Source organism: Streptomyces sp. TG1A-8 (genome assembly GCF_030499535.1).
Classification (GTDB): domain Bacteria; phylum Actinomycetota; class Actinomycetes; order Streptomycetales; family Streptomycetaceae; genus Streptomyces.
The window spans coordinates 70,579-93,626 of sequence record NZ_JASTLB010000004.1; the positions used below are offsets into that span (position 1 = coordinate 70,579).

The 23,048-nt window shown below is 71.4% G+C and carries 10 protein-coding genes and 4 pseudogenes; 9 read left to right on the top strand and 5 right to left on the bottom strand.

The genetic code is table 11. The annotated features are described in order from the left end of the window. Positions 1 to 29: 29 nt before the first annotated feature. From QQY24_RS32315 to QQY24_RS32340, 6 genes and pseudogenes are all read left to right on the top strand, one after another. Positions 30 to 5,075: a type I polyketide synthase gene (locus tag QQY24_RS32315; protein ID WP_301976523.1), complete on the top strand. Its 5,046-nt coding sequence runs from the start codon at positions 30 to 32 to the stop codon at positions 5,073 to 5,075. After that, complete coding sequence (locus QQY24_RS32320) at positions 5,072 to 10,876, top strand: type I polyketide synthase (RefSeq protein ID WP_301976524.1); 5,805 nt, start codon at positions 5,072 to 5,074, stop codon at positions 10,874 to 10,876. The genes QQY24_RS32315 and QQY24_RS32320 overlap by 4 nt, the downstream gene beginning before the upstream one ends. Before the next feature lie 43 nt (positions 10,877 to 10,919). Continuing rightward, positions 10,920 to 13,727: pseudogene (locus QQY24_RS32325) on the top strand (type I polyketide synthase); the annotation flags it as partial. 50 nt (positions 13,728 to 13,777) lie between these two features. Further along, the gene (locus QQY24_RS32330; RefSeq protein ID WP_301976525.1) at positions 13,778 to 14,089 is read left to right on the top strand and encodes an acyl carrier protein; all 312 of its coding nucleotides are present in this window, start codon (positions 13,778 to 13,780) and stop codon (positions 14,087 to 14,089) included. Further along, the gene (locus tag QQY24_RS32335; RefSeq protein WP_301976526.1) at positions 14,086 to 14,871 is read left to right on the top strand and encodes a thioesterase II family protein; all 786 of its coding nucleotides are present in this window, start codon (positions 14,086 to 14,088) and stop codon (positions 14,869 to 14,871) included. Before QQY24_RS32330 ends, QQY24_RS32335 begins: the two co-directional genes overlap by 4 nt. A gap of 37 nt (positions 14,872 to 14,908) precedes the next feature. Continuing rightward, positions 14,909 to 15,577: an O-methyltransferase gene (locus QQY24_RS32340; RefSeq protein WP_301976527.1), complete on the top strand. Its 669-nt coding sequence runs from the start codon at positions 14,909 to 14,911 to the stop codon at positions 15,575 to 15,577. A 438-nt stretch (positions 15,578 to 16,015) separates the two neighbouring features. Here QQY24_RS32340 and QQY24_RS32345 read toward each other — a convergent pair whose 3' ends face one another. Beyond that, complete coding sequence (locus QQY24_RS32345) at positions 16,016 to 17,320, bottom strand: plasmid partitioning protein (RefSeq protein ID WP_301976528.1); 1,305 nt, start codon at positions 17,318 to 17,320, stop codon at positions 16,016 to 16,018. Next, positions 17,317 to 18,264, bottom strand: coding sequence for a ParA family protein (locus QQY24_RS32350; protein ID WP_301976529.1), 948 nt, complete (start codon positions 18,262 to 18,264; stop codon positions 17,317 to 17,319). The genes QQY24_RS32345 and QQY24_RS32350 overlap by 4 nt, the downstream gene beginning before the upstream one ends. A 61-nt stretch (positions 18,265 to 18,325) precedes the next feature. Between QQY24_RS32350 and QQY24_RS32355 the strand changes: the two are divergent. Beyond that, positions 18,326 to 19,032, top strand: a pseudogene (locus tag QQY24_RS32355) (IS6 family transposase). 73 nt (positions 19,033 to 19,105) lie between these two features. After that, positions 19,106 to 19,388, top strand: a pseudogene (locus QQY24_RS32360) (hypothetical protein); the annotation flags it as partial. Between the two features lie 71 nt (positions 19,389 to 19,459). Here the strand turns inward: QQY24_RS32360 and QQY24_RS32365 are convergent. Both QQY24_RS32365 and QQY24_RS32370 read right to left on the bottom strand, forming a co-directional pair. Beyond that, positions 19,460 to 20,107, bottom strand: coding sequence for a LysE family translocator (locus QQY24_RS32365; RefSeq protein ID WP_301976530.1), 648 nt, complete (start codon positions 20,105 to 20,107; stop codon positions 19,460 to 19,462). Then, complete coding sequence (locus QQY24_RS32370; RefSeq protein WP_301976531.1) at positions 20,100 to 20,348, bottom strand: hypothetical protein; 249 nt, start codon at positions 20,346 to 20,348, stop codon at positions 20,100 to 20,102. The genes QQY24_RS32365 and QQY24_RS32370 overlap by 8 nt, the downstream gene beginning before the upstream one ends. 511 nt (positions 20,349 to 20,859) lie before the next feature. Here QQY24_RS32370 and QQY24_RS32375 point away from each other — a divergent pair. After that, positions 20,860 to 22,206, top strand: coding sequence for a PLP-dependent aminotransferase family protein (locus tag QQY24_RS32375; RefSeq protein ID WP_301976532.1), 1,347 nt, complete (start codon positions 20,860 to 20,862; stop codon positions 22,204 to 22,206). A gap of 77 nt (positions 22,207 to 22,283) precedes the next feature. On the opposite strand, the pseudogene QQY24_RS34920 reads toward QQY24_RS32375, so the two are convergent. Next, positions 22,284 to 23,003 (bottom strand): annotated as a pseudogene (locus QQY24_RS34920) (NAD(P)/FAD-dependent oxidoreductase); the annotation flags it as partial. Positions 23,004 to 23,048 lie beyond the last annotated feature (45 nt).

Sequence of the window (23,048 nt, forward strand, 5' to 3'; positions counted from 1 at the left end):
CCCCGTTTGTTTCTTAGGAGTTGACCGCAGTGTCCACCGAGCAAAAGCTCCGCGACTACCTGAAGCGGGCCACCGCCGACCTGCGCCAGGCCAGGCGGGAGCTGGCAGCCGCCGAGTCGCGCGAACGGGAGCCGATCGCCGTCGTTGGTATCGGTTGCCGCTTACCTGGCGGTGTCGCCAGCGCCGAGGATCTGTGGCGGCTGGTGGACGAGGGCCAGGATGCGATCGGCCCGTTCCCTGTAAACCGGGGCTGGGAGCCCGAGGGGCGCTACGACCCCGACCCTGCCGCACCAGGTCGTTCCTACGTCCGCGAGGGCGGATTCATCCACGACGCGGACAAGTTCGACGCGGAGCTGTTCGGCATCTCCCCGCGCGAGGCCGCCGCCATGGACCCGCAGCAGCGGCTCCTGCTGGAGACCTCCTGGGAGGCGGTCGAGCAGGCCGGCATCGACCCGCGGTCCCTGCGTGGCACGCGCACCGGCGTCTACTTCGGCGTGATCGCTCAGCAGTACGGCCCGGCGCTCCAGGAGGCCGACGCGCAGCTCGGCGGCCATCTGCTCACCGGGACCACGAGCAGCGTGGCCTCCGGGCGGGTGGCGTACACGCTCGGGCTGGAGGGGGCCGCCGTCACGGTCGACACCGCCTGCTCCTCCTCGCTCGTCGCTCTGCACCTGGCCATCCGCGCGCTGCGCCGCAGCGAGTGCGACATGGCCCTGGTTGGTGGCGCCTCCGTGATGCCGACGCTCGGCGCCTTCGTCGAGCTCAGCAGGCAGCGCGCGCTGTCCCCGAGCGGCCGCTGCCGCGCCTTCGCCGCGGGCGCCGACGGCACCGGCTGGGGAGAGGGCGCCGGCGTGCTGCTCGTCGAACGGCTCTCGGACGCCGAACGGCTGAGGCATCCGGTGCTCGCCGTGGTCCGCGGCTCAGCCACCAACCAGGACGGCGCCACCAACGGACTGAGCGCCCCGAGCGGACCCGCACAGGAACGCGTCATCCAGCAGGCGCTGCGCGACGCGTGGATCACCTCCGACCAGGTCGACGCTGTGGAGGCACACGGAACCGGCACCGAGCTTGGCGATCCCATCGAGGCCGAGGCGCTGCTCAGCGTCTACGGCGGTGACCGCCCGGACGAACGGCCGCTGTGGCTCGGCTCGTTGAAGTCGAACATCGGACACACCCAGGCCGCGGCGGGCGTCGCCTCGATCATCAAACTGGTGATGGCTCTGAGGCACGGCCGGCTGCCGCGCACCCTGCACATCGACGCGCCGAGCCCGCACGTCGACTGGTCGTCCGGCGCGGTGCGCCTGCTGACCGAGCCGGTGCCCTGGCCCGCGGGTGAGCGGCCGCGCCGGGCAGGTGTCTCCTCGTTCGGCATCAGCGGCACCAACGCCCACGTGATCTTGGAAGAAGCCCCGGCCCCTGGGCCCTCCGACGGGAACGGTGACGCGGCCGGTGTCTCCGGCCGGGAGAACTCCGCGTCCGCCGGTGGCGATCGCGACGGCTCCGTGGCCGGTGGCGGGGGCGTGGGGCCTATGGTGATTCCGGTTTCCGGGGCCAGTGAGGCGGCGTTGCGTGCGCAGGCCCACCGGTTGGCCGACCATCTCGCAGCCCACCCCGATGTCCCGCTCGGCGACCTGGCATTCTCCGCGGCGACCACGCGCGCCGCGCTGTCGTACCGTGCCGCCGTGGTCGGATCCCGCCACGCCGAGATCGCCGAGGGACTCGACGCGCTCGCGGCGGACGCCGAACTTCCCCTGCTGGTGCGCGGCACACCGGGCGGCGACCAGCGGCCGGTGTTCGTCTTCCCCGGTCAGGGATCGCAGTGGCCGGGCATGGCCGTCGAACTGCTGGACAATTGCCCCGCCTTCCGGCGTGAGGCCGAAGCCTGCGCCGAGGAGCTGGCCCCGCACTTGGAGTGGTCCCTGCCCGATCTGCTGCGCGCGGCCGAGGGCACCCCGCCCATCGATCGGGCGGACGTCGTCCAGCCGCTGCTGTTCACGGTGATGGTCTCGCTCGCGGCCGCCTGGCGGTCGTACGGGATCGAACCGTCGGCTGTGGTCGGCCACTCCCAGGGCGAGATCGCCGCAGCCTACGTGGCGGGCGCGTTGAGCCTGCCGGACGCGGCGCGGCTCATCGCGGTCCGCAGCCGCCTGTGGGCCCGGCTCGCCGGGAAGGGCGGCATGGTGTCGGTCCTCGCCCCCGCCGCCCAGGTCAGAGAGTGGATCGAGCCCTGGTCCGACCGGATCGCCGTCGCTGCCGTGAACGCCCCCGCCACGGTGACCGTGGCCGGTGACCCGGAGGCGCTCGGCGAGTTCGGCGTCCGCCTCTCGCAGCTGGGCGTGTTGCGCTGGCCGATCCCCGGAGTGGACTTCGCCTCCCACTCCCCCCAGGTCGACGCGCTGCGCAAGGCGCTCGCCGACGGGCTCGGCCCGATCAGTCCGAAGACGTCCGAGGTGCCGTTCTTCTCCACCCTGACGGGCGGCCGGTTGGACACCGTGCTGCTCGACGCTGACTACTGGTTCCGGAACATGCGCGAGCCGGTGGAGTTCGAGCGGGCCACGCGCCAACTACTCGCCCACGGGCACCGCTCGTTCGTCGAGATGAGCCCGCACCCGCTGCTGACGCCCTCGCTGGAGGAGACGGCCGAGGACGAGGGCGCCGAGATCGTCACCGTCGGCTCGCTGCGCCGCGAGCACGGTGGTCTGCACCGCCTGCTCACCTCGGTGGCCGAAGCCTGGACCCGCGGTGTCCACCCCGACTGGCGCACGCTGCCCTCCGCCGTCCGGGCATCCCGGGTCGACCTGCCCACCTACGCCTTCCAACGCCGCCGGTACTGGGCCGAGCCCGCCGCAGCCGCCCCGGACGCCGGCAGTACCCCCGGTGACCCGACGGCGAGCGGGTTCTGGGAAGCGGTGGAGCGCACGGACCTGGAGTCGCTGGCCCGGATGCTGGACGTGGCCGGCGACGAGAGCCTGACCCGGCCGCTGGGCACCGTGCTGCCCACCCTGTCCTCGTGGCGCAAACGGCAACGGGAGCACGCCGTCCTGGACGCATGGCGCTACCGCGTCACCTGGACTCCCGTGGTGGAAGGCGAGCCCACGCTCACCGGAACCTGGCTGGTCGTCACCCCGGACGGCATTCCGGACGGGGAGGCCGCCGAGATCGTCGACGGCGTGCTGGAAGCCCTGTCGGCGCACGGCGCCCGGCCGACGCGGGTGGGCGTGGACGCGGTCACCGCCGAGCGTGGCGCCCTCGCCGAGAACCTGGCTGCTGCGGCCCGGGAGGCGTACAGCACTGCGGAGGAGCCAGACGGGCGGACCGCCGGGGTGATTTCGTTGCTCGGTCTCGACGAGCGTCCCAGCGCCCGTTTCCCCGTGGTGAGCGCCGGTCTGGCCGCCAGCCACGCGTTGGCACAGGCCGTCGGCGACGCCGGGCTGGGGGCGCCGCTGTGGTGCCTGACCAGTGGGGCCGTCGCCTTGCCTGGCGAGACGGACGTCCGGCCCGCGCAGGCCCAGATCTGGGGCTTGGGCAGGGTCGTCGCTCTTGAACACCCTGAGCGCTGGGGCGGGCTCGTGGATCTGCGCGACCCCGCCGACGAGGCGGCGCGCCGGCGCCTGTGCACCGCCCTCGGCGCCCCGGGCGGCGAGGACCAGCTGCTCGTCGGCGCGGCCGGTATGTGGGCGCGCCGACTCACGTCCGCACCGCTGGCCGGGCGCGCCGCCCGGGCGCAGTGGCGGCCCCGGGGCACCGCCGTGGTCACCGGTGGCGTGGGTGCCGCGGGCGGGCAGGTCGCGCGCTGGCTCGCCCGCGAGGGGGCTGAGCACGTGGTGCTGGTCGGCCGCCGCGGGGAGCGGACCCCGGGCGCGGGCGAGCTGAGGGCCGAACTGGAGGAGGCGGGCGCTCGGGTGACTCTCGCCGCCTGCGACATCGCGGACCGCGACGCCGTCGCCGAGCTGGTGGCTCGGGTGACAGCCGGTGGAACGGTGATCCGTGCGGTGGTCCATGCGGCGGGCGTCGGCCAGTTCTCCCCGCTGGACGGCACCGGGTCGGACGAGGTCGCCGCTGTAGTGGCGGCGAAGGTGGCCGGTGCGGAGAACCTGGCCGCCGCCGTCGACCACACGGCGCTGGATGCCTTCGTCGTGTTCTCCTCCGTCGCCGCGGTCTGGGGCGGCGGCAACCAGGGCGCCTACGCGGCGGCCAACGCCTACCTGGATGCCTTCGCCCAGCGCCACCGGGCCCGCGGCGTGCCCGTCACCTCTGTCGCGTGGGGGGCCTGGGACGGCAGGGGCATGGCGACGCACGAGGTGATGGAGGAGGTGCTGCGCCGCAACGGGCTTCGCAAGATGGCCCCGGCCGGGGCGGTCGCCGCGCTGCGCCAGGCCGTCGAGCACCAGGAGGACTGCGTGGTCGTCAGCGACATGGATTGGCGGGCGTTCGCCCCCGGGTTCACCGCTGCGCGGCCGAGTCCGCTGCTCGCGGATCTGCCCGCCGTACGGGAGGTCCTGGGCGACGGCACCGAGGACCCCGACGGCGAGTCGGCAAGCGCGACGCTGCGGGAGGCCCTGCTGGCGCTACCGGCCGCCGACCGCGACCGTCATCTGCTGCAGACCGTCACCGAACATGTCGCGGGCGCCCTCGGCCACGCCGGCACCGACCGAGTCGAGGCGGGGCGGGCCTTCCGGGAACTCGGCATCGACTCGCTGACGGCCGTCGAACTGCGCAACCGCCTACGCAAGGCCACCGGGCTGCCGCTGCCCACCACCGTCGTCTTCGACCATCCGACGCCGCGACGGCTCGCCGCCCACCTCGCGGAGCTGCTGCCCGAGCCGACTCCGGGACCTGGAACCGGCGAGGAGCCCGACGACCCGGAGGAGCGGGAGGTACGGCGGGTGCTGGCGTCCGTCCCGTTCGAGCGGCTGCGTGCGATGGGGCTGGTGACACAGCTGCTGCGGCTCGCCGAACAGCCGGACACCCCGTCCGAGGCCGAAGAGCCCGAAGTCCCGTCCGAAGCCAAGGAGATCGAGGCGATGGACGCCGAGGATCTGATCGCCATGGCGTACCGAGGAGCGGCATCATGACCGGCCCTCGGCATGAGACGGAACTGCCCGACGAGGAGAGGACGGCCATGGCGGCGACTCCCGACAGGCTCGTGGACGCGTTGCGCGTCGCCCTCCAGGACAACGAGCGGCTGCGTGGGCAGAACCGGCGGCTCACCGAGGCGGCGCGCGAGCCGATCGCCGTCGTCGGCATGGCATGCCGGTTCCCCGGCGGGGTGCGCGGCCCCGAGGAGTTGTGGGACCTCGTGGCCCAGGGCGTCGACGCGGTCTCCCCCTTCCCCACCGACCGGGGGTGGAACACCGAGGAGCTGTACGACCCCGACGGCGGCGCCGGCAAGAGCTACGTCCGAGAGGGCGCCTTCCTCGACGACGCGGGCGCCTTCGACGCCGGGTTCTTCGGCATCTCGCCGCGCGAGGCCGTGGCCATGGACCCGCAGCAGCGTCTGCTGCTGGAAGTGGCGTGGGAGGCGCTCGAACGCGCGGCCCTCGACCCGCTGTCGCTGCGGGGCAGCCGCACCGGCGTCTTCGTGGGCGGCAGGGCACTGGACTACGGGCCGCGGGTCCACGAGGAGGTGCCCGAGCACGTGGCGGGGTACCTGCTCACGGGCGGCTCGCCCGCCGTGCTCTCCGGGCGGGTCTCGTACGCACTCGGTCTGGAGGGACCCGCCCTCACCGTGGACACGGCCTGCTCCTCGTCGCTCGTCGCCCTCCACCTCGCCATGCGTTCCCTGCGCGCCGAGGAGTGCGGTCTGGCGCTGGCCGCAGGCGTCGCGGTCATGGCCACCCCAGGGGCGTTCGTCGAGTTCAGCCGGCAGCGCGGGCTGGCCCCTGACGGCCGGTGCCGGTCGTTCTCGGCCGATGCGGACGGTACCGGCTGGGGCGAGGGCGTCGCCGTACTCGTGCTGGAGCGGCTCAGCGATGCGCGCCGGCTCGGGCACGAGGTGCTGGCGGTCGTGCGCGGCACCGCCGTCAACCAGGACGGTGCCAGCAACGGGCTCAGCTCGCCCAACGGCCTCGCCCAGCAGCGGGTCATCAGGGACGCGCTGCACGATGCCGGCCTCACCGTCGAGCAGGTCGACGTCCTGGAGGCGCACGGCACCGGGACGACTCTCGGCGACCCGATCGAGGCCCAGGCGGTGCTCGCCACCTACGGCACCAGGGGAGCCGGCCGGCCCCCGCTTTGGCTCGGGTCGATCAAGTCCAACATCGCGCACCCCCAGGCGTCCGCCGGCCTCGGCGGGGTGATCAAAATGGTGCAGGCAATCCGACATGGCACCGTCCCCAGGACCCTGCACGTCACCTCGCCGACCCCGCACGTCGACTGGGCGTCGGGAGCGGTCCGGCTCGCCACCGAGCCGGTCGCGTGGCCGGAGACCGGGGAGCCGCGCCGGGCAGCGGTGTCCTCCTTCGGCATCAGCGGGACCAACGCCCATGTGATCATCGAGCAGCCGCCGCAGCCGTCCGAGCACACCCCGGACGACGTCCCGGCGGACGCACGGCCGACCCTCGTGGCCTGGACCCTCTCCGGCAGAGGCCCGGACGGGCTGCGGGCACAGGCACGTCGGCTGCGGGACTTCGCCGCCGCCCGTCCAGAGGTCCCGGTCGCCGACACCGCCCTGTCCCTCGCCACCACCCGCGCCGCGCTGGAGCACCGGGCGGTGGTCATCGGTGAGGACCACACCGAACTGCTGCGCGCACTGGACGGCGTCGCCGGGGGCGAGCCGACGGGCGGCGAGGTCCGCGGCGTCGTGCGCGGCGAGCCGAAGACCGCCTTCCTGTTCACCGGGCAGGGTGCTCAACGGCCGGGCATGGGACAGGATCTGTACGCACGCCACCCCGTCTTCGCCCAGGCCTGGGACGAGATCTGCACCCATCTGGACCCGTATCTCGAACGCCCCCTGTCCGCAGTGGTGTTCGCCGAGGCCGACTCCCCGGACGCCGGCCTCGTCGACCTCACCCAGTGGGCCCAGCCCGCCCTGTTCACCTTCGAGGTCGCTCTGTTCCGACTGCTGGAGTCACTGGGCGTGCGCCCCGACGTGGTCGCCGGGCATTCCATAGGCGAGATCGCTGCGGCGACGGTCGCCGGAGTGTTCTCGCTGCCCGACGCCGCCGCCCTGGTGGCCGCGCGCGGACGGCTGATGGGCCGCCTGCCCGCGGGCGGCTCGATGGTGGCGCTCCAGGCCACCGAGGCGGAACTGCTGCCCCTGCTGCACGGACACGAGGTGGACGTCTCGCTTGCCGCGATCAACGGTCCGCACGCCACCGTCGTCGCCGGCGACACCGACGCGGTCCGGCGGATCGCCGAACACTTCACAGAGCGCGGCCGCAAGACGACCTCGCTACGGGTGAGTCACGCCTTCCACTCACCCCGGATGGACCCCATGCTCGACGACTTCCGTGCTGTGGCCGAACGGCTGACCTACCACCCGCCGCGCATTCCCCTCGTCTCGGACGTGACCGGCCGGCCCGCCGAGCCGGACGACATCTGCTCGGCCGACTATTGGGTCCGGCATGTACGGCTGCCCGTCCGCTTCGCCGATTGCGTGGCCGCCCTGCGCCGGGAGGGCGTCACCCAGTTCCTGGAGGTCGGCCCCGACGCCGCACTGACACCCATGGCACGGCAGTCCCTGCCCGAGAGCGCGGACGGCACGGACGACGACGGCGGCACGTGCGTGATCCCCGCAGTGCGCCGCAACCGCTCCGAGGGCCGAGCGCTGCTGACGGCGCTCGCGGAGCTGTATGTGCGCGGCACGCCGGTTGACTGGCCCGCCACGCTCGCCGGGACAGCTGCGCGCAGAACGCCGCTGCCCACCTACGCCTTCGTCCACCAGCACTACTGGCTCACCGAGCCCGCTCCCGCACGGCTGCCCGGCGCGGCCGGACTCACCTCCGTCGACCATCCGCTGCTCGGCGCAGCGCTCGGCCGCGCCGACGGGCAGGGCTGGACGTTCACCTCGGTCCTCTCCCCCCGACGGCAGCCCTGGCTGGCCGACCACACCGTCACCGGCACCGTCGTCGTGCCGGGGACCGCCGTGGCGGAACTACTGCGTGCCTTGGGAGCCCGGCTGGGATACGAGCACCTTGCCGAACTCACCTTGTTGCACCCCCTCGTCGTGCCGGACGGACGGGAGATCCACCTCCAGGTCGTGGTGGATCCGTCTGCCGGGGTGGACGGGGAAGAAGCAGCGAACGGGCGCGCCTTCACCGTGTACGGCCGCCTCGCGACCGACGGTGAGGACCCGCTCGACACCTGCGAATGGACCCGCTGTGCGACCGGCCTGCTCGCCTCCGAGCCCGACGACGCCCACCAGACGCCCTGGACCGCCGACGTCTGGCCACCGGACGGCACCACCGAGATCGACCTCGACCTGCTCCTCGGCGACATGGCCGGGACCGGGTTCGGCTACGGACCGGCCTTCCTCGGGCTGCACCGCGCCTGGCGCCGGGGCGAGGAGGTTTACGTCGAGGCCCGGTCGCCGGAGAAACTGAGCGGATCCCAGGACGCGTTCGCGGTGCACCCTGCCCTGCTGGACGCGGTGCTGCGGCCGGTCGCCCTCGGCGCCCTCGCGGAGACCGGTCCGGAGGACGGGCGGCGCCGGCACGGACTGCCGTTCTCCTGGACCGGAGTCACCTGGCGGGGCACGGCGGCCGGCGCGCTGCGTGCCCGATTCCGCGTCACCGGCCCCGATGCCGTCGCCATCGACCTGGCCGACGGCACCGGCGCGCCCGTGGCGTCCGTGGCCGCCCTGGCGCTGCGCCCGGAGTCCCCCGACCGGATCGCGGGCGCCGCGGCGGCGGCCGGCGGCCCGCTGCTGCGCCTCGGCTGGCATCCGCTGCCGCCCGCGCAGGTGGCGGAGCCCGCCGCGCACGGGTGGGCCCTGCTGTCCGCCCCGTCCGCCGGGACCGGCGCCCATCCCGGGGCTTGGCAGAAGGCGCTCGGCGCGCATGCGACGGCGCTGCACACGGACCTCGATGCCCTGTGCGCCGCCCTCGGCGGAAACGGCGAGGACGGCAGGGAGCAGGCGCCGCCGTCCGTGGTGGTGCTGCCGCCCCTGCCCGGTACGCCCCCGGACTCCTCCGCGCCCGACCGAGGCGTTCGCCGGCGCCTCGGCCTCACGCTGGGCCTGATCCAGCGCTGGCTGTCCGACGACCGGCTCGCCGAGGCGCGACTCGTGGTGATGACCTGCGGGGCCGTCGCAGCACGGCCCGGTGATCGCGCGCCCGATCCAGCCGAGGCCGCGGTGTGGGGACTGCTGCGCTCGGCCCAGTCCGAACACCCGGACCGCTTTGTGCTGCTCGACGTCGGCGCCGAGGAGACCGCGGAAGGCGCCGCTGACCTGATCACCGAGGCGCTTGCCGCCGGTGAACCCCAACTCGCTCTCCGTGGGGGCACGTTGTGCGTGGCCCGGTTGGAGCGCCTGCCGTTCGGCCCCGTCGGCGCACCGGCCGACCCCGCCGACACCCCGGTCGTCGACCCCGATGGCCTGGCACTGATCACCGGCGGCACTGGAGCCGTCGGCTCCCTGATCGCTCGTCACCTGGTGCAGCGGTACGGCGTACGGGACCTCGTGCTCGTCGGCCGCAGGGGTGAGGCCACCGACGGCGCGGCTGAGCTGACGGCGGAGCTCACGCGGCTCGGCGCCCGGGTCACCGTGGCCCCCTGCGACGTGGCCGAGCGCGGCGACGTGGACCGGCTGCTCGCGCAACTCCCGGCCGACCGCCCCCTGCGAACGGTCGTGCACGGGGCGGGCGTCGTCCGGGACGCTCCCGTCGACGTCTTGGACGGCGACCGCGTCGACGCCGTGCTCCGCGCCAAGGCGGACGGCGCCTGGCATCTGCACGAGGCGACCCGCGACCGGGACCTGTCCGCCTTCGTGCTTTTCTCCTCGGCGTCCGGCCTCCTGGGCGGGGCAGGCCAGGGCAACTACGCGGCCGCGAACGCCGTCACCGACGCCCTCGCCCACCATCGCCGGGCTCTCGGTCTGCCCGCCGTGTCCCTCGCCTGGGGCTGGTGGGACCAGTCCGCAGGCATGTCCGGCCGGCTCGGTGCCGCCGACCGCCGGCGCATGCGGGAGGCGGGCCTGATCCCCCTCTCGGAGCAGGATGGGCTGGCCCTGTTCGACGCGGCGCTCGGCCATGCCTTCCGCACCCAACGCGAGGCGCACGAGGCGGTACTGGTACCCCTCAAGCTCGACACCGCCGCGCTGAGGGCCCGCGCCCGCACCGTGCCGGTCCCGCATCTGCTCCGAGCCCTCGTCCCGGCGCCGGCGCACCGGGTGACAGACCCGGCGCCGAGCTCCGATCTCCGCGCCCGCCTGGCCCGGCTCTCCGGAGCCGACCTGGACGCCGCGCTCCTGGATGCCGTACGGTCCACCGCCGCCGACGTCCTCGGTCACCCGGGCACCGGGACGATCGACATGGACCGCGGCTTCCTGGACCTCGGATTCGACTCGCTGACCGGGATGGAGTTGCGCACCCGGCTCACCCGGCTGACCGGGGTGCGCCTGCCGGCGACCGCCGTGTTCGACCATCCGAGTCCGGCCGCCCTCGCCGCCCACCTGCGCGGGCAACTCGCCCCTGGCGGCCCGTCGGAGGTGGCCTCCTCCCGCGTACGCCAGGAACTGGACACCTTGGCCGGACTGCTCGCAGAGACGCCGCGGGACGAGGCGGATCGGCGGGCGGTGGCGGCAGCCCTGCGCGCACTGCTGCGCACCGTGGAGGTACCGGACGCCCGGCAGGAGCAGGAGACGGGGCCGGACATCGCGACCGCCTCCACCCAGGAACTCTTCGCAATGCTCGACGACGAGCTCGGCCCGTCGTGAGCCGCCGTCCCACGGCCGCGCGACCAACCTTGAGAGGTGCTGCATGACCGCCGAGGAAGCGACTCCCTCGAACGAACAACTTGTGGACTATCTGCGGCGCGCTACGGCCGAGCTCCGTACGGCGCGCCGGCAGCTGAACGAACTGCGCGAGCGGGAGCACGAGCCCATCGCCATCGTGGGCACGGCCTGCGCCTTCCCCGGTGGGGTGCGCTCCCCGCAGGAGCTGTGGGAGCTGGTGGCCGCAGGCGGCGATGCCGTCGGCGGCTTCCCCGACGACCGGGGCTGGGACCTGGAGAACCTGTACGACCCCGATCCGGAGGCGCTTGGCAAGTGCTCCAGCAAGGGAGGCGGTTTCCTGGCCGAAGCCGCCCACTTCGACGCGGAGTTCTTCGGGATGGCGCCCCGCGAGGCGCTGACCGTCGACCCCCAGCAGCGGCTGCTGCTGGAATGCGCGTGGGAGGCGCTCGAACGCGCCGGGATCGACCCGCGCACCCTGCGCGGCGAGCCCGTCGGCACGTACGTCGGCGTCATGTACAACGACTACGCCTCCCGCCTCCAGCCGGCTCCCGCAGGCTACGAGGGCTTCCTCGGCAACGGCAGTGCCCCAAGCGTGGCGTCCGGGCGGCTCGCCTACACCTTCGGTTTCGAAGGCCCCGCTGTCACGGTCGACACCGCCTGCTCCTCCTCCCTGGTGACGCTGCACCTGGCGGCCCAGGCCCTGCGCCGGGGGGAATGCACGCTTGCGCTCGCCGGAGGCGTGACGGTGATGTCCACGCCGGGCCCCTTCATCGAGTTCAGCCGACAGCGCGGCCTGGCCCCGGACGGCAGGTGCAAGGCGTTCTCCGCGCAGGCCGACGGTACCGGCTGGGGCGAGGGCGTGGGCCTGCTGCTGGTCGAGCGGCTGAGCGACGCACGCCGCCACGGGCACCCCGTGCTCGCCGTGGTGCGCGGTACCGCGATCAACCAGGACGGCGCGAGCAGCGGCCTGACAGCCCCCAACGGCCCCTCCCAGGAGCGGGTCATCCGACGGGCCCTCGCGGACGCCGGTCTGAGCCCGCGGGAGGTGGACGCGGTCGAGGCGCACGGCACCGGGACGAGGCTGGGCGACCCGATCGAGGCGCAGGCCATCATGGCGGTCTACGGTCAGGACCGCGACGGCGAACTCCCCGTGTACATGGGAACCTTGAAGTCCAATATCGGCCATTCCCAGGCCGCCGCCGGTGTGGGCGGTGTCATCAAGATGGTGCTGGCCATGCGCAACGGCCTGCTGCCCAGGACCCTGCATGCTGAGGACCCCAGCCCGCACATCGACTGGTCGGCGGGTGCTGTCCGGCTGCTCACCGAGCCCGTGCCCTGGCCGGCCACGGGTCGGCCGCGCCGCGCCGGAGTTTCCTCCTTCGGCGTCAGCGGCACCAACGCCCACGTCATCGTGGAACAGGTCCCGCAGGAAGAGCCGGAGCACACCAGTGAACCGATGCTCACCAGCGGACCCGAGCGGACCGGTCGCGACACGTCCGCGCTCGCCTGGCCCCTGTCCGCGAAGACCCCGACAGCCCTGCGCGCGCAGGCGGCCCGCCTGCGCCGCCATCTGTTGGACCACCCGGACACGGACCTCACCGACCTGGCGTACTCGCTGGCCGGGCACCGCTCCCTGCTGACACAGCGAGGTGTCGTTGTCGCCGAGGACCGCCAAGAGCTGCTGCACGGACTCGACCTGCTGGCCGAGGGCGGGCTCGGCACGGGGGTGCTGCGTGGCGGCGGCGCCGCACAGGGCGGGCTCGCCCTGCTGTTCGCGGGGCAGGGCGCCCAACGGCCGGGCATGGGCCGCGAGCTGAGCCGGGCCTTCCCCGCCTTCGCGGAGGAACTGCGGGCGGTCTGCGCGCACTTCAACCCACACCTGGACCAGCCGCTGCGCGAGGTGCTGTGGGCGGAACCGGGCACGGCCACAGCCGCGCTGCTGGACCGGACCGAGTACACCCAGCCCGCGCTGTTCGCCCTGGAGGTGGCGCAATACCGGTTGCTTCGGCGGTTCGGTGTCACGCCCGACGCCGTCGTCGGCCACTCGATCGGAGAGCTGGTCGCGGCCCATGTGGCGGGCGTGTGGTCGCTGGCGGACACAGCGGCACTCGTCGCGGCCCGTGGGCGGCTGATGCAGGCCCTGCCGTGCGACAACGGCGCCATGCTTGCGGTGCGCGCCACTGAGGCGGACATCCGGCCCCTGCTCGTCGGCCGGGAGGACCGCGTCTCGATCGCGGCTGTGAACGGCCCCGAGTCCACCGTGGTCTCGGGGGACGCAGACGTCGTCGCCGAGATCGAGTCCTGGGCCGTCGCGCACGGTCGGCGTGTCAAGCGGCTGCGGACCAGCCATGCGTTCCACTCGCCGCACATGGAAGCGATACTGGACGACTTCCTGAGGGTGGCCGAGCAGCTCGACTACCAACGTCCCACCGTACCGGTGGTCTCCAACCTGACCGGCCGGATCGCTGCCGAGAAGGACCTCACGGACCCTGCCTACTGGGTGCGCCATGTGCGGGAGCCGGTGCGGTTCGCCGACGGCGTGCTCGAACTGGCGGCGGACGGCGTGCGCGGTTTCCTCGAACTCGGCCCGGACACCGTGCTGTCCTCGATAGTGCCCGAGTGCCTGTCCGGCCACGAGGCCGCCCGCACCGCCCGGGCCGTCCCCGTGGCGCGCCGCGACCGGCCCGAACCGGTCTCCTTCCTCACCGCCCTGGGCGACCTCCACGCCCAGGGAAGGACCGTCAATTGGAGCCCGCTCTTCGACGAACGGCGTCCGAGGTTCCTCACGGCACTACCGACGTACGCCTTCCAGCGGCGCCGGTACTGGCTGGAGCCCGACCAGCCAGCGGCGAGGACGGGGGGACGGCGGCTGCGGTCAAAGTGGTGGAAACCGAGGAGCACCCCCCGCAGGAGACGCCGGGCCAGGAGATCGCCGCTCTGTCCGGCTCCGAACGCCTCGCCGCACTCATACGGATCGTCGCGGAGGCCGCGGCGGACACCCTCGGCCACGAGGGCCCCGAACCGCTTGACGGCGACGCCGAGCTGCTCGACCTGGGCATCACCTCGCTCATGGCCGTGGAGCTGCGCACGCGCCTGGGAGAGGCCTTGGCGCTGGACCTGCCACCCACGCTGGTCTATGACCACCCTCGTATCGAGGACATGGCGCGTTTCCTGGACGAGGAGCTGAACCGGTGAGCCTGCCGAACGACAGCTGGCTGCGGTGCTTCCACACCGTGCCGGACCCGGTGGCGCGCCTGGTGTGCTGCCCGCACGCGGGCGGTTCCGCGAGCACGTTCTTCCCGCTCTCCAGGGAACTGGCCGACCGGTCACGGGTTGAGGTGGTCGCCGTCCAGTACCCGGGCCGCCAGGACCGGCGTGAGGCGCCCATGGAGCTGGGCATCCGGGCGATGGCGGCGCGGATCGCCGAGGAGCTGTCCGCATGGGCCGACCGCCCGCTGTCGGTCTTCGGCCACAGCATGGGAGCCACGGTCGGCTACGAACTGGCGCGGGTACTGAAGGCGACCGCCTCGCCCGGGCCGGACCAGGTGATCGTCTCCGGTCAGCGTTCACCCGAGCTGCAGAGCAGCAGACCGGTGGCCGAGCTGGACGACGACGCGCTGGTGCGCGAACTGGCGCTGCTCGGCGGGACGAGCCCCGAACTGCTCGACGACAGCGATGTCCTGCAGATGTTCCTTCCGCCGCTGCGCGCGGACTACGCCGCGCTGCGCGCCTACCGCCACCGCCCTGAACCCCGGCTGTCGTGCCCGGTGACGGCGCTGGTCGGTGCGTCGGACCCCAAGGTGACGGTCGAGGAGGCCGCCGGCTGGTCGGACGTCACGCACGGACCCTTCGACCTGCGGATCTTCGAGGGCGGGCACTTCTACCTGGACACGCGGCGCGAGGAGTTCACCGACACGGTCACCGGCCTGCTGGCCTCCCGACCACTGCACCAGCCGAAACCGACACCGGCGCACTGACCACGACCTCGATCACGACGAACGGATCACCTCCATCATGGCCACTCACACCCACCAAAGCCCCGAACTGCTCGCCTACGCACGGGAGATCTCCCTCAGGGACGACCCGGTGCTCGCCGACCTCCGCGAGCTGAACGCCCAGCTGCCCGGTGGCCCGTCCCTCCAGGTGATGGCCGAGGAAGGCCAGCTGCTGTCCTTGCTGGTGCGGCTGACGGACGCGGCCCGCGTCCTGGAGATCGGTACCTTCACTGGGTACAGCACCCTGTGTATGGCTCGCGCGCTGTCTCCCGGAGGGCAGGTCGTGACCTGCGAACTCAACCCTAAATGGATCGAGATAGCGGCCTCGTACTGGGACCGGGCCGGGGTCTCCGACCGGATCGACGCCCGGGTCGGAGACGCGCATGACACCCTGGCGGGGCTCCACGAGGAGCACGGGGAAGGCGGCTTCGACCTCGCGTTCGTCGACGCGGACAAGGCCCACTACCCCGAGTACTACGAGACCTGCCTGCACCTGGTGCGCCCGGGTGGTCTGATTGTCCTCGACAACACCCTGTTCTTCGGCCGGGTCGCCGACCCGGCCGCCACCGACCCCGACACCTGTGCCGTGCGCGATCTGAACAAGCTGCTGCGGGACGACGAGCGTGTGGAACTCAGCCTGCTGGTCATGGCCGATGGCATCACGCTGGTCCGCAAGAAGAGTGCCTGAGACGAATATGTGCCGCGAAGCGGGCGACACCATCACGTACGCCTGGATCCGGTGCCCTTTCCTGGCGGCCCGGTCAATCCATTGTCCCAGAAGGCCGTAGTCGATATGGGCTTCCGAGCCCAGGTCGAGGCTCTCCCGCAGCACCATGATCTTGTACTGGGCCGCCTCCTCGAACAGCCGTTGGCGGATCGGGGGCTGGAGGGCAGCGCGACTGGGCGGCTGGGCGGGCTGGGCCACGCAGCTTCTTCATCATCACTGAGGGTGGGCCGATGAGACGTGCACCAGGCCCCGAGACAGCCGGCGCATCGGCTCATGGGGCAGCCGCCCCGGGCACTGGACGCATCCGTCACGAGGCGCCAGCACCTTCAGCATGTCTGACCACCCAACCACTACGGCCCGCCCCGCAGTGTGCGGGGGCGGGCCGTAGTGGTTGGGTGGTCAGACCGGTTGTTCCTCCTGCTGGGACAGCTCACGAAGCAGCGCTTTGTACTCGTCGGGATGTTGTTCACGCATGATTCCCAACCACAGCCGAACGCCTTCAGCGAAGACCGACGGCTCCATCTTCAGGTGCAGGTGATTGACGACGTAGAAGGCATCGTCATACGGCAGCTGACGTGGCTGCCCTTGACCGCCCAGTCCATCCGACCCGCCTTCGCTGGAGCTCTCCACTGCATCGGCAGGGCCAGGAGCAGAGAGTTCGGCATCTTTCTGCGTCGGCTGACGCTGAGCTGGCGGCCTGGCCGCACTGTGCACCGCCTCACCGACTGGTTTGCCGTCCGCGGACAACAAAGTCGACGCCGGGTGCGAGTGCGCCGACGACGTGGTTTCCTTGTTGTCCGCGGACAACAAGCTGCGGTTCACGTTGCCTGACAGAGGAGCGTCCGGCAGAGCGCTTGCCGCGAGCGATTGCTGATCTTCCGCCTTGTTGTCCGCGGACAACAAGGCAGTGTCCCCAGCGGAGCGCAGCGTCTGCAGCTGCCGACGTTCCTCGGCTTTGGCCAAGGCTGCGGCTTCCTTCGTTGCTTTTAGATAATCCAGTAGATTGGCTGCTCCCAGCCCGGGGTTCTCCTTGGAGTAGCGAGCCAACATCCGCCCGTCGCGCTCGGCAAGCGTGCCTGCGCTCAACATGGCCTGCAGCTCCGCCGGCAACTCCAGCAGCACCAGCTGGTTGGTCACCCATGAGCGGTCCTTGCCGAGTTGCTCGGCTGCCCGGGTCCGGGCCCCACGCTCCGAGGTTTCCGCGCACACGGCTACGAGCTGCTCCACACCACGAGTACGCTCGATCACGTCAAAGTCCTCCCGCTCAAGGTTTTCCTTCAGCAGGTGGTTGATGAATTCCTCACGGCTTGAGGCCAGATCGTCACGGACAACGAAGTCCAGCGCCTCCAAGCCGACGTGGACAGCGCTGTGGAAACGTCGCTCACCGTTGATCAGAACGTGGGCGGCGTTGTCGATGCGGTCCTCGTGGTCGGGCCACAGTGCAAGGTAGGCGGTTCGGGTCACAGCGACACATGCAGCCAGCTGAGCGCGACGCAGTTCCTCGCCGAAGCGCGTCTTTTCCTCGTCGGTGCCGAAGTTGCGGCGCGGGTTGAGGAGGGTAGGGGAGACCTCATCCAGCTGCAACCGAACCAACTCGTAGACGGGAACGTCTCCCTGGGTCACTGCCTTTGCGGGTCCGCGAGCACTGCGGCCGCGTCGTTCGGTGAAAGAAGACCCGGCTCCCAGCCGGTCGGCGACGCTCATCCGCTGATCCTCCGTGCGATCGTCCGCATTGCTTCCACCTGCTCGCAGTAAGGGGCATGGGCTAGCAGGGCTGCCTTCACCCGTGCCGCTTCTCGTTGGTCCTTCAGCTCTGGCACGACAGCCAGGACCGGGGGCTCACCGATCTTCCGCCACTCCTCCAGAGAGGATGTCGCCACATAGCCCTTGCGGCTGTCGTACATGTTGACGACGAAACCGAGCTGACTGATGGCGACTTCCATGTCCTCGATCAGGTCCGCGATCTGCTCTTCGAGCATGTCGTAGGCGTCGGCGGACGAGTCTTCGGACAGAACAGGGATGACGATGCCCGAGGCGCCGTCCTCTTCGCCCTCCCGGGTGCGGCAGTAGTAGATGGCCGTGTCCATGCTGTAGCCGAGGCTTGGCGGGCAGTCGACGACGATGAAGTCGAAATCGTGCTCCAGCGGCTCCAAGGCCTTCTCCAGCGCCGTCTCCTTGATCCGCACGAAGCGGCTCGTGGCGAGCTTGGCATCGAGGAGGAAGGCGTCCTTGCAGGCCCGGAGCAGCCAGAGATGATCCTCGAAGTCCCCGCCCCTTATCGGCACCAGCAGGTCCGTGAGCTCACCGTCCTTGACCTCACCGAGCATGTGCTTGGCAAGGCTGGGGGCATCAATTTCGATGAGCGGGTGACCGAGCTGCTTGGTCAGGTGACCCTGCGGGTCGAAGTCGATCAGCAGAGTGCGATGACCCGACTCGGCGAGAGCCTGGGCGACGCCGGCAGACACCGAGGTCTTACTGACACCGCCCTTCTGATTACCGAAAATGATGCGGCGCGCCCCGGTGACCCGCTGGGGCTTGGGCCGCGGTGAAGGATGTTCGTCGAGCCACAGCCGGATCGACTGAGCAATACCCTGGTTGTAAGAGATCCCGCTGGACTTGCAGTCCCGCTTCAGCTTGTCGTACGGCACTGTCACGTTGACTGACCGGGTGGGATGATCTTCTGGTTGGTCATGCCGGGAGGGGTCGTCCGTGGACAGCGCGCCGCCGTCGTACAAGGGGCACCGGTACCCGGTGGAGATCATCGCGCACTGCGTGTGGCTGTACTTCCGCTTCCCGCTCAGCTTTCGCGGGGTCGGGGAACTGATGCTGGAGCGCGGCGTGCTCGTCTCCTATGAGACGGTCCGCCGCTGGTGCGCCAAGTTCGGGCAGACCTACGCCAACGGCCTGCGTCGCCGGCTGCCCGCCCCGGGGGCAAATGGCACCTGGATGAGGTCTTCATGAAGATCAACGCAGAGCGGAAGTACCTGTGGCGGGCCGTGGACGCCGACGGCACCGTCTTGGACATCCTCGTACAGAGCCGACGGGACACCGCTGCGGCCCGGCGCTTCTTCCGCAGGCTGCTGAAGAAGACCCATACGGTGCCCAGGGTGGCCGTCACCGACAAGCTGCGCTCCTGCAGCGCGGCCCACCGCGAGGTCATGCCCTCCGTTGAGCACCCCTCGCACAAGGGCCTGAACAACCGGGCGGAGAACAGTCATCAGCCGACAAGGCAGCGTGAACGCGCGATGAAAGGCTTCCGCAGTACCGGTGGGGCCCGACGGTTCCTGGCTGCCTTCAGCGGCATCTCACCGCACTTCCAACCCCACCGCCACCTGATGACCGCTCCCGGCTACCGAGCTGAGACGACCCTCCGCTTTGCAATCTGGGACCAGGCCACCGGCGCCGCCGGGACCTGAACACCGCTTCGAAACCCGGTCCCGCCCCATACCTCACACGCTGCCAGAAAACCCCTCAATAACGTGACAGTGCCAGTCCGAGGGCACCGGCCCGAACGGCGAGAAGACCATCGTCCAGCTCATCCACGACGGCGAGGTCGACCTCATCGTCAACACGCCGTACGGCACCGGTGGCCGCCTCGACGGCTACGACATCCGTACGGCCGCCGTGGCCCGGTCCGTGCCGTGCCGTGCCGTGCCTGACGACGGTCCAGGCGCTCGCCGCCGCCGTCCAGGGCATCGACGCCCTCAACCGCGGCGACGTGGGCGTGCGCTCCCTCCAGGAACACGCCGAACACCTGACCGCGGCGCGGTAGTGCCGAGGTCAGAGGGACAAAACCGAAGGGCCGGCGCGTTGCGCCGGCCCTTCGGCCTTGCTGCCGTGTCGTCAGCTCACCTTGGTCGGGCCCGAGGTACCGATGGCCAGGGAGACGGCGAGCGCCCCCAAGACGGCGCCCATCGCGTAGCGCTGCACCTTGAGCCAGGAGGGGCGGCGTGAGAGGAAGACGGCGATCGCGCCGGCCGCCAGGACGATGGTGAGGTTGACCGCGACGCTGACCACGATCTGGATCGAGCCGAGGATGAGGCCCTGGAGGAGGACGCGGCCCTTGTTCAGGTCGATGAACTGGGGGATGAGCGAGAGGTACATGATGGCGATCTTCGGGTTGAGCAGGTTCGTCATCAGGCCCATCGTGAACAGCTTGCGTGGTGAGTCGTGTGGCACGTCCTGCGGGGCGAAGACGGAGACGCCGCCAGGCTTCAAGGCGTTCCAGGCCAGGTAGGCGAGGTAGGCTGCGCCCGCGAGCTTCACAGCGAAGTACAGCTCGGGTACGGCGATGAAGACGACCGACAGGCCCAGGTTCGCGGCGACCAAGTACACCATGAAGCCGAGCGCCACACCGCCGAGGGAGACGATGCCGGCGCGCCTGCCCTGCGTGATGCTGCGGGAGACGAGATAGATCATGTTCGGGCCGGGGGTGAGCACCATGCCGAGAGCCACCACCACCACGCCGAGAATCCCGCTCAGTTCAACCATGAAAACCCCTCATTTGCTGGTGCGTTGTGTCGCCATCCTCTGGACGCGCTCCGTCGGCGCGGTCGTCGTGCATGGCCTCGGCGAGGTCGTGGGCAATGTCGTGGAGGAGGTGGCGGGTGAAGAGATCGACGGTGAGCCGCGGGTCGGCCAGGCGCGGATCGTCGCGGTCCCAGTCGTCGGCGGTGAGCGTGGCCAGGCGGAGCGCCAGGGCCTCGGCGGCACGCCCCAGCTCCTCCGCCACCTGCTGCGGCTCCTCGTCCCGGTAGCGCCGGACGGCGTCCAGGCGATCCGCGGATGCCCCGGTCTCCGCCCCAGTCCGTAATCTCGGTGCAGTCGGTGATTGTCCTAGGATTGCATCGAGTCGGGTGTGGAACAGCAGACACATATCCCGGACGTGGCAGCCCGATTCCAGGGGCGACCAGGCGGGCGAGCCTGCGTGCCGACTGCCGAGTCCCGCAGGAGCTGCTGCCAGCCTGCTGTGTACTCCCGGAGCGCGTCGGCGATCGCATCCTGCCTGATCAGGTCGGATGTGAAGCCGCAGCGTCGGCAGTCGGGCGGGGGTAGGGGAGTCCGGTCGAGCAGTGACCGGGATCGCGTGGTCGTGTTCACTGAGCCCAGTCCCCTCCCTTCCTGGCCTCGGAGCAATGTCTGGAGCGTACGGGCAGAGCAATGCTCGATGCAACCCATACATTGCACTCAGTGCAATTTTGTGGTTCGATGGAGTCCACCCGGACGGACGAGGGGAGCGCGCCGTGAAGGACTATCAGAGCGTCGCCGACGCAGTGGCCGAGGAGATCAAAGCCGGCGCCCTCCGGCCCGGCAACCGGCTTCCTCCGCAGCGCGAGTTTGCGCGGCAGCACGGCATCGCGAACTCCACCGCCACGCGCGTCTACCAGGAACTGGCCCGCCGCGGGTTGACGGTGGGTGAGGTGGGACGCGGCACCTTCGTCCGCGCGGTGTCCGCGAAGTCCAGTGTCTCCACTCCCGCGCTCACTGAATCCGCCGGCAGCCGGATCGACCTCGAGCTCAACTACCCGGTCGTACCCGAGCAGAGCACACTCCTCGCCGAAGGGCTCAGTGGGCTGCTGCGGCCCGACGCCCTCGGATACTCCCTGCGGCCGGTCGGTGCGTCCGACCTCCCGGCCGTGCAAGAGTCCGCCGCCGGCATCCTCGCCCGCGGCGGCTGGTGTGCCGACCCCGCGCGGATCCAGTTCGCGGGCAATGGGCGGCAGGCCATCTCCGCCGTCATCACCGCCCTGGTGCCACCGGGTGGGCGCCTCGGCGTCGAGGAGCTGACGTACCCCGTGATCAAGGCCGTCGCCGCCCGGCTCGGCATCACCGTCGTCCCGCTTGCCATGGACAGTGCCGGACTGGTCCCGGAGGCCTTGGAGGAGGCCCACGCCGCCGCCCCGCTGCACGCGGTTTACGTGCAGCCGAGGCTGCACAACCCGCTCTCGCTCACCATGTCCACGCAGCGAGTCGAGCGGCTGGCCGACGTACTGCTGCGGCTCCGGATCCCGGCGGTCGAGGACGCCATTTGGGCGTTCCTGCACGACGAACTGCCACCGCTCGCCGCCTATGCCCCCGAGCGGACCGTACTGATCGACAGCCTGTCCAAGCGCATCGCCCCCGGCCTGACCCTCGGCTTCGTGGTGGCGCCCGACACCCTGGCGAGCGAGATCGCCGCCGCCCTTCGATCGGGCGGCTGGACCCCCATGCGCTTCGCCCTGGAGGCCGCCCACCGCTGGCAGCAGGACGGCACTGTGAAGAAGCTGGTGGACGCCAAGCAGAGGGAAGCGGCGGTACGGCAGAAGATCGCGGCCCAGCGCCTCGCCGGTTTCGCGGTGCAGAGCGATCCACGCTCCTACCACTGCTGGTGGCAGCTGCCGCGCCCGTGGCGCGCGGACACGTTCGTCGTCGCCGCCGCGCGGCACGGCATCGGGGTGGTGCCCGCCGCTGCGTTCACCGCCGGCGGCAGCCACGCCCCCAACGCCATCCGCCTGGGACTCGCCTCGCCCCAGCGAGACGTCCTCTCCCAGGCGCTCGGTACGCTCGCCGGGCTCGCCAGGTCCGCGCCGGAGGACCTCGTCACCGACTGACGCCCGCCCGGGCGGGCACGGCGGGGAAGTCCGGCAGCGGGGGGGTACGGGCCGTCGCTGTGGAGGACTTCGCCGTACGCCTCCTTGTACCGCCTCTCGAACTCCGCGAAGGTGGCTCCCTCGTCCGCCGTTCCGCGCAGATGCCCGTCGAGGGCGTGGGCCGCGAGCCAGGCGCCGCGGCAGGCCAGATGTACCCCACGGGACGGGAGCGAGTCCGACTCCACGGAGCACGCGGCGTCGCCGACAAGCACCATCCCGGGACGCCACAGCCGGTCGGCGGCGTACGACCAGTGCGGGCGCACCCGGATCTGCCCGTGACGGCCGCCGCGCACCCGTGTGGCCCCCGTCAGGAAGGCCCTGATCGGAGGACACTCCTCGACGAACTCGAACAGCGAGCCCTCGGGATCCTCGCGCACCCGGTCCGCCAAATCTTGCCGCACCACCGCCCCGACACGGGTAAGCCCGCAGCCGACCGGTGCGATCCAGAACCAGCCGCCGCCGAACGGGAAGCGCTGCGGGCCTCTTGCCTGGCTGTGGTCGGCCTTGAAGCAGGCGTACACGGCCAGCCCGGACGAGCCACGGGCACCGGCGACATGACGGCGCAACAGACTGTCGCTGCCCGAGGCGTCCACCACATAGCGGGCCGCCACCGTACAGGCCGGGCCCTCCTCCGGGCGGTGGCGCAGCCCCGTAACCCGCTCGTTCTCGGTGACCACGTTGACGGCGGCACACTGCTCCTGTACCTCCACGCCGTGGACGAAACCCGGACACTGATCCCGCTCCAGCGGCACTGTCACGTTATTGAGTGGTTTTCTGGCAGCGCGTGAGGTATGGGGCGGGAC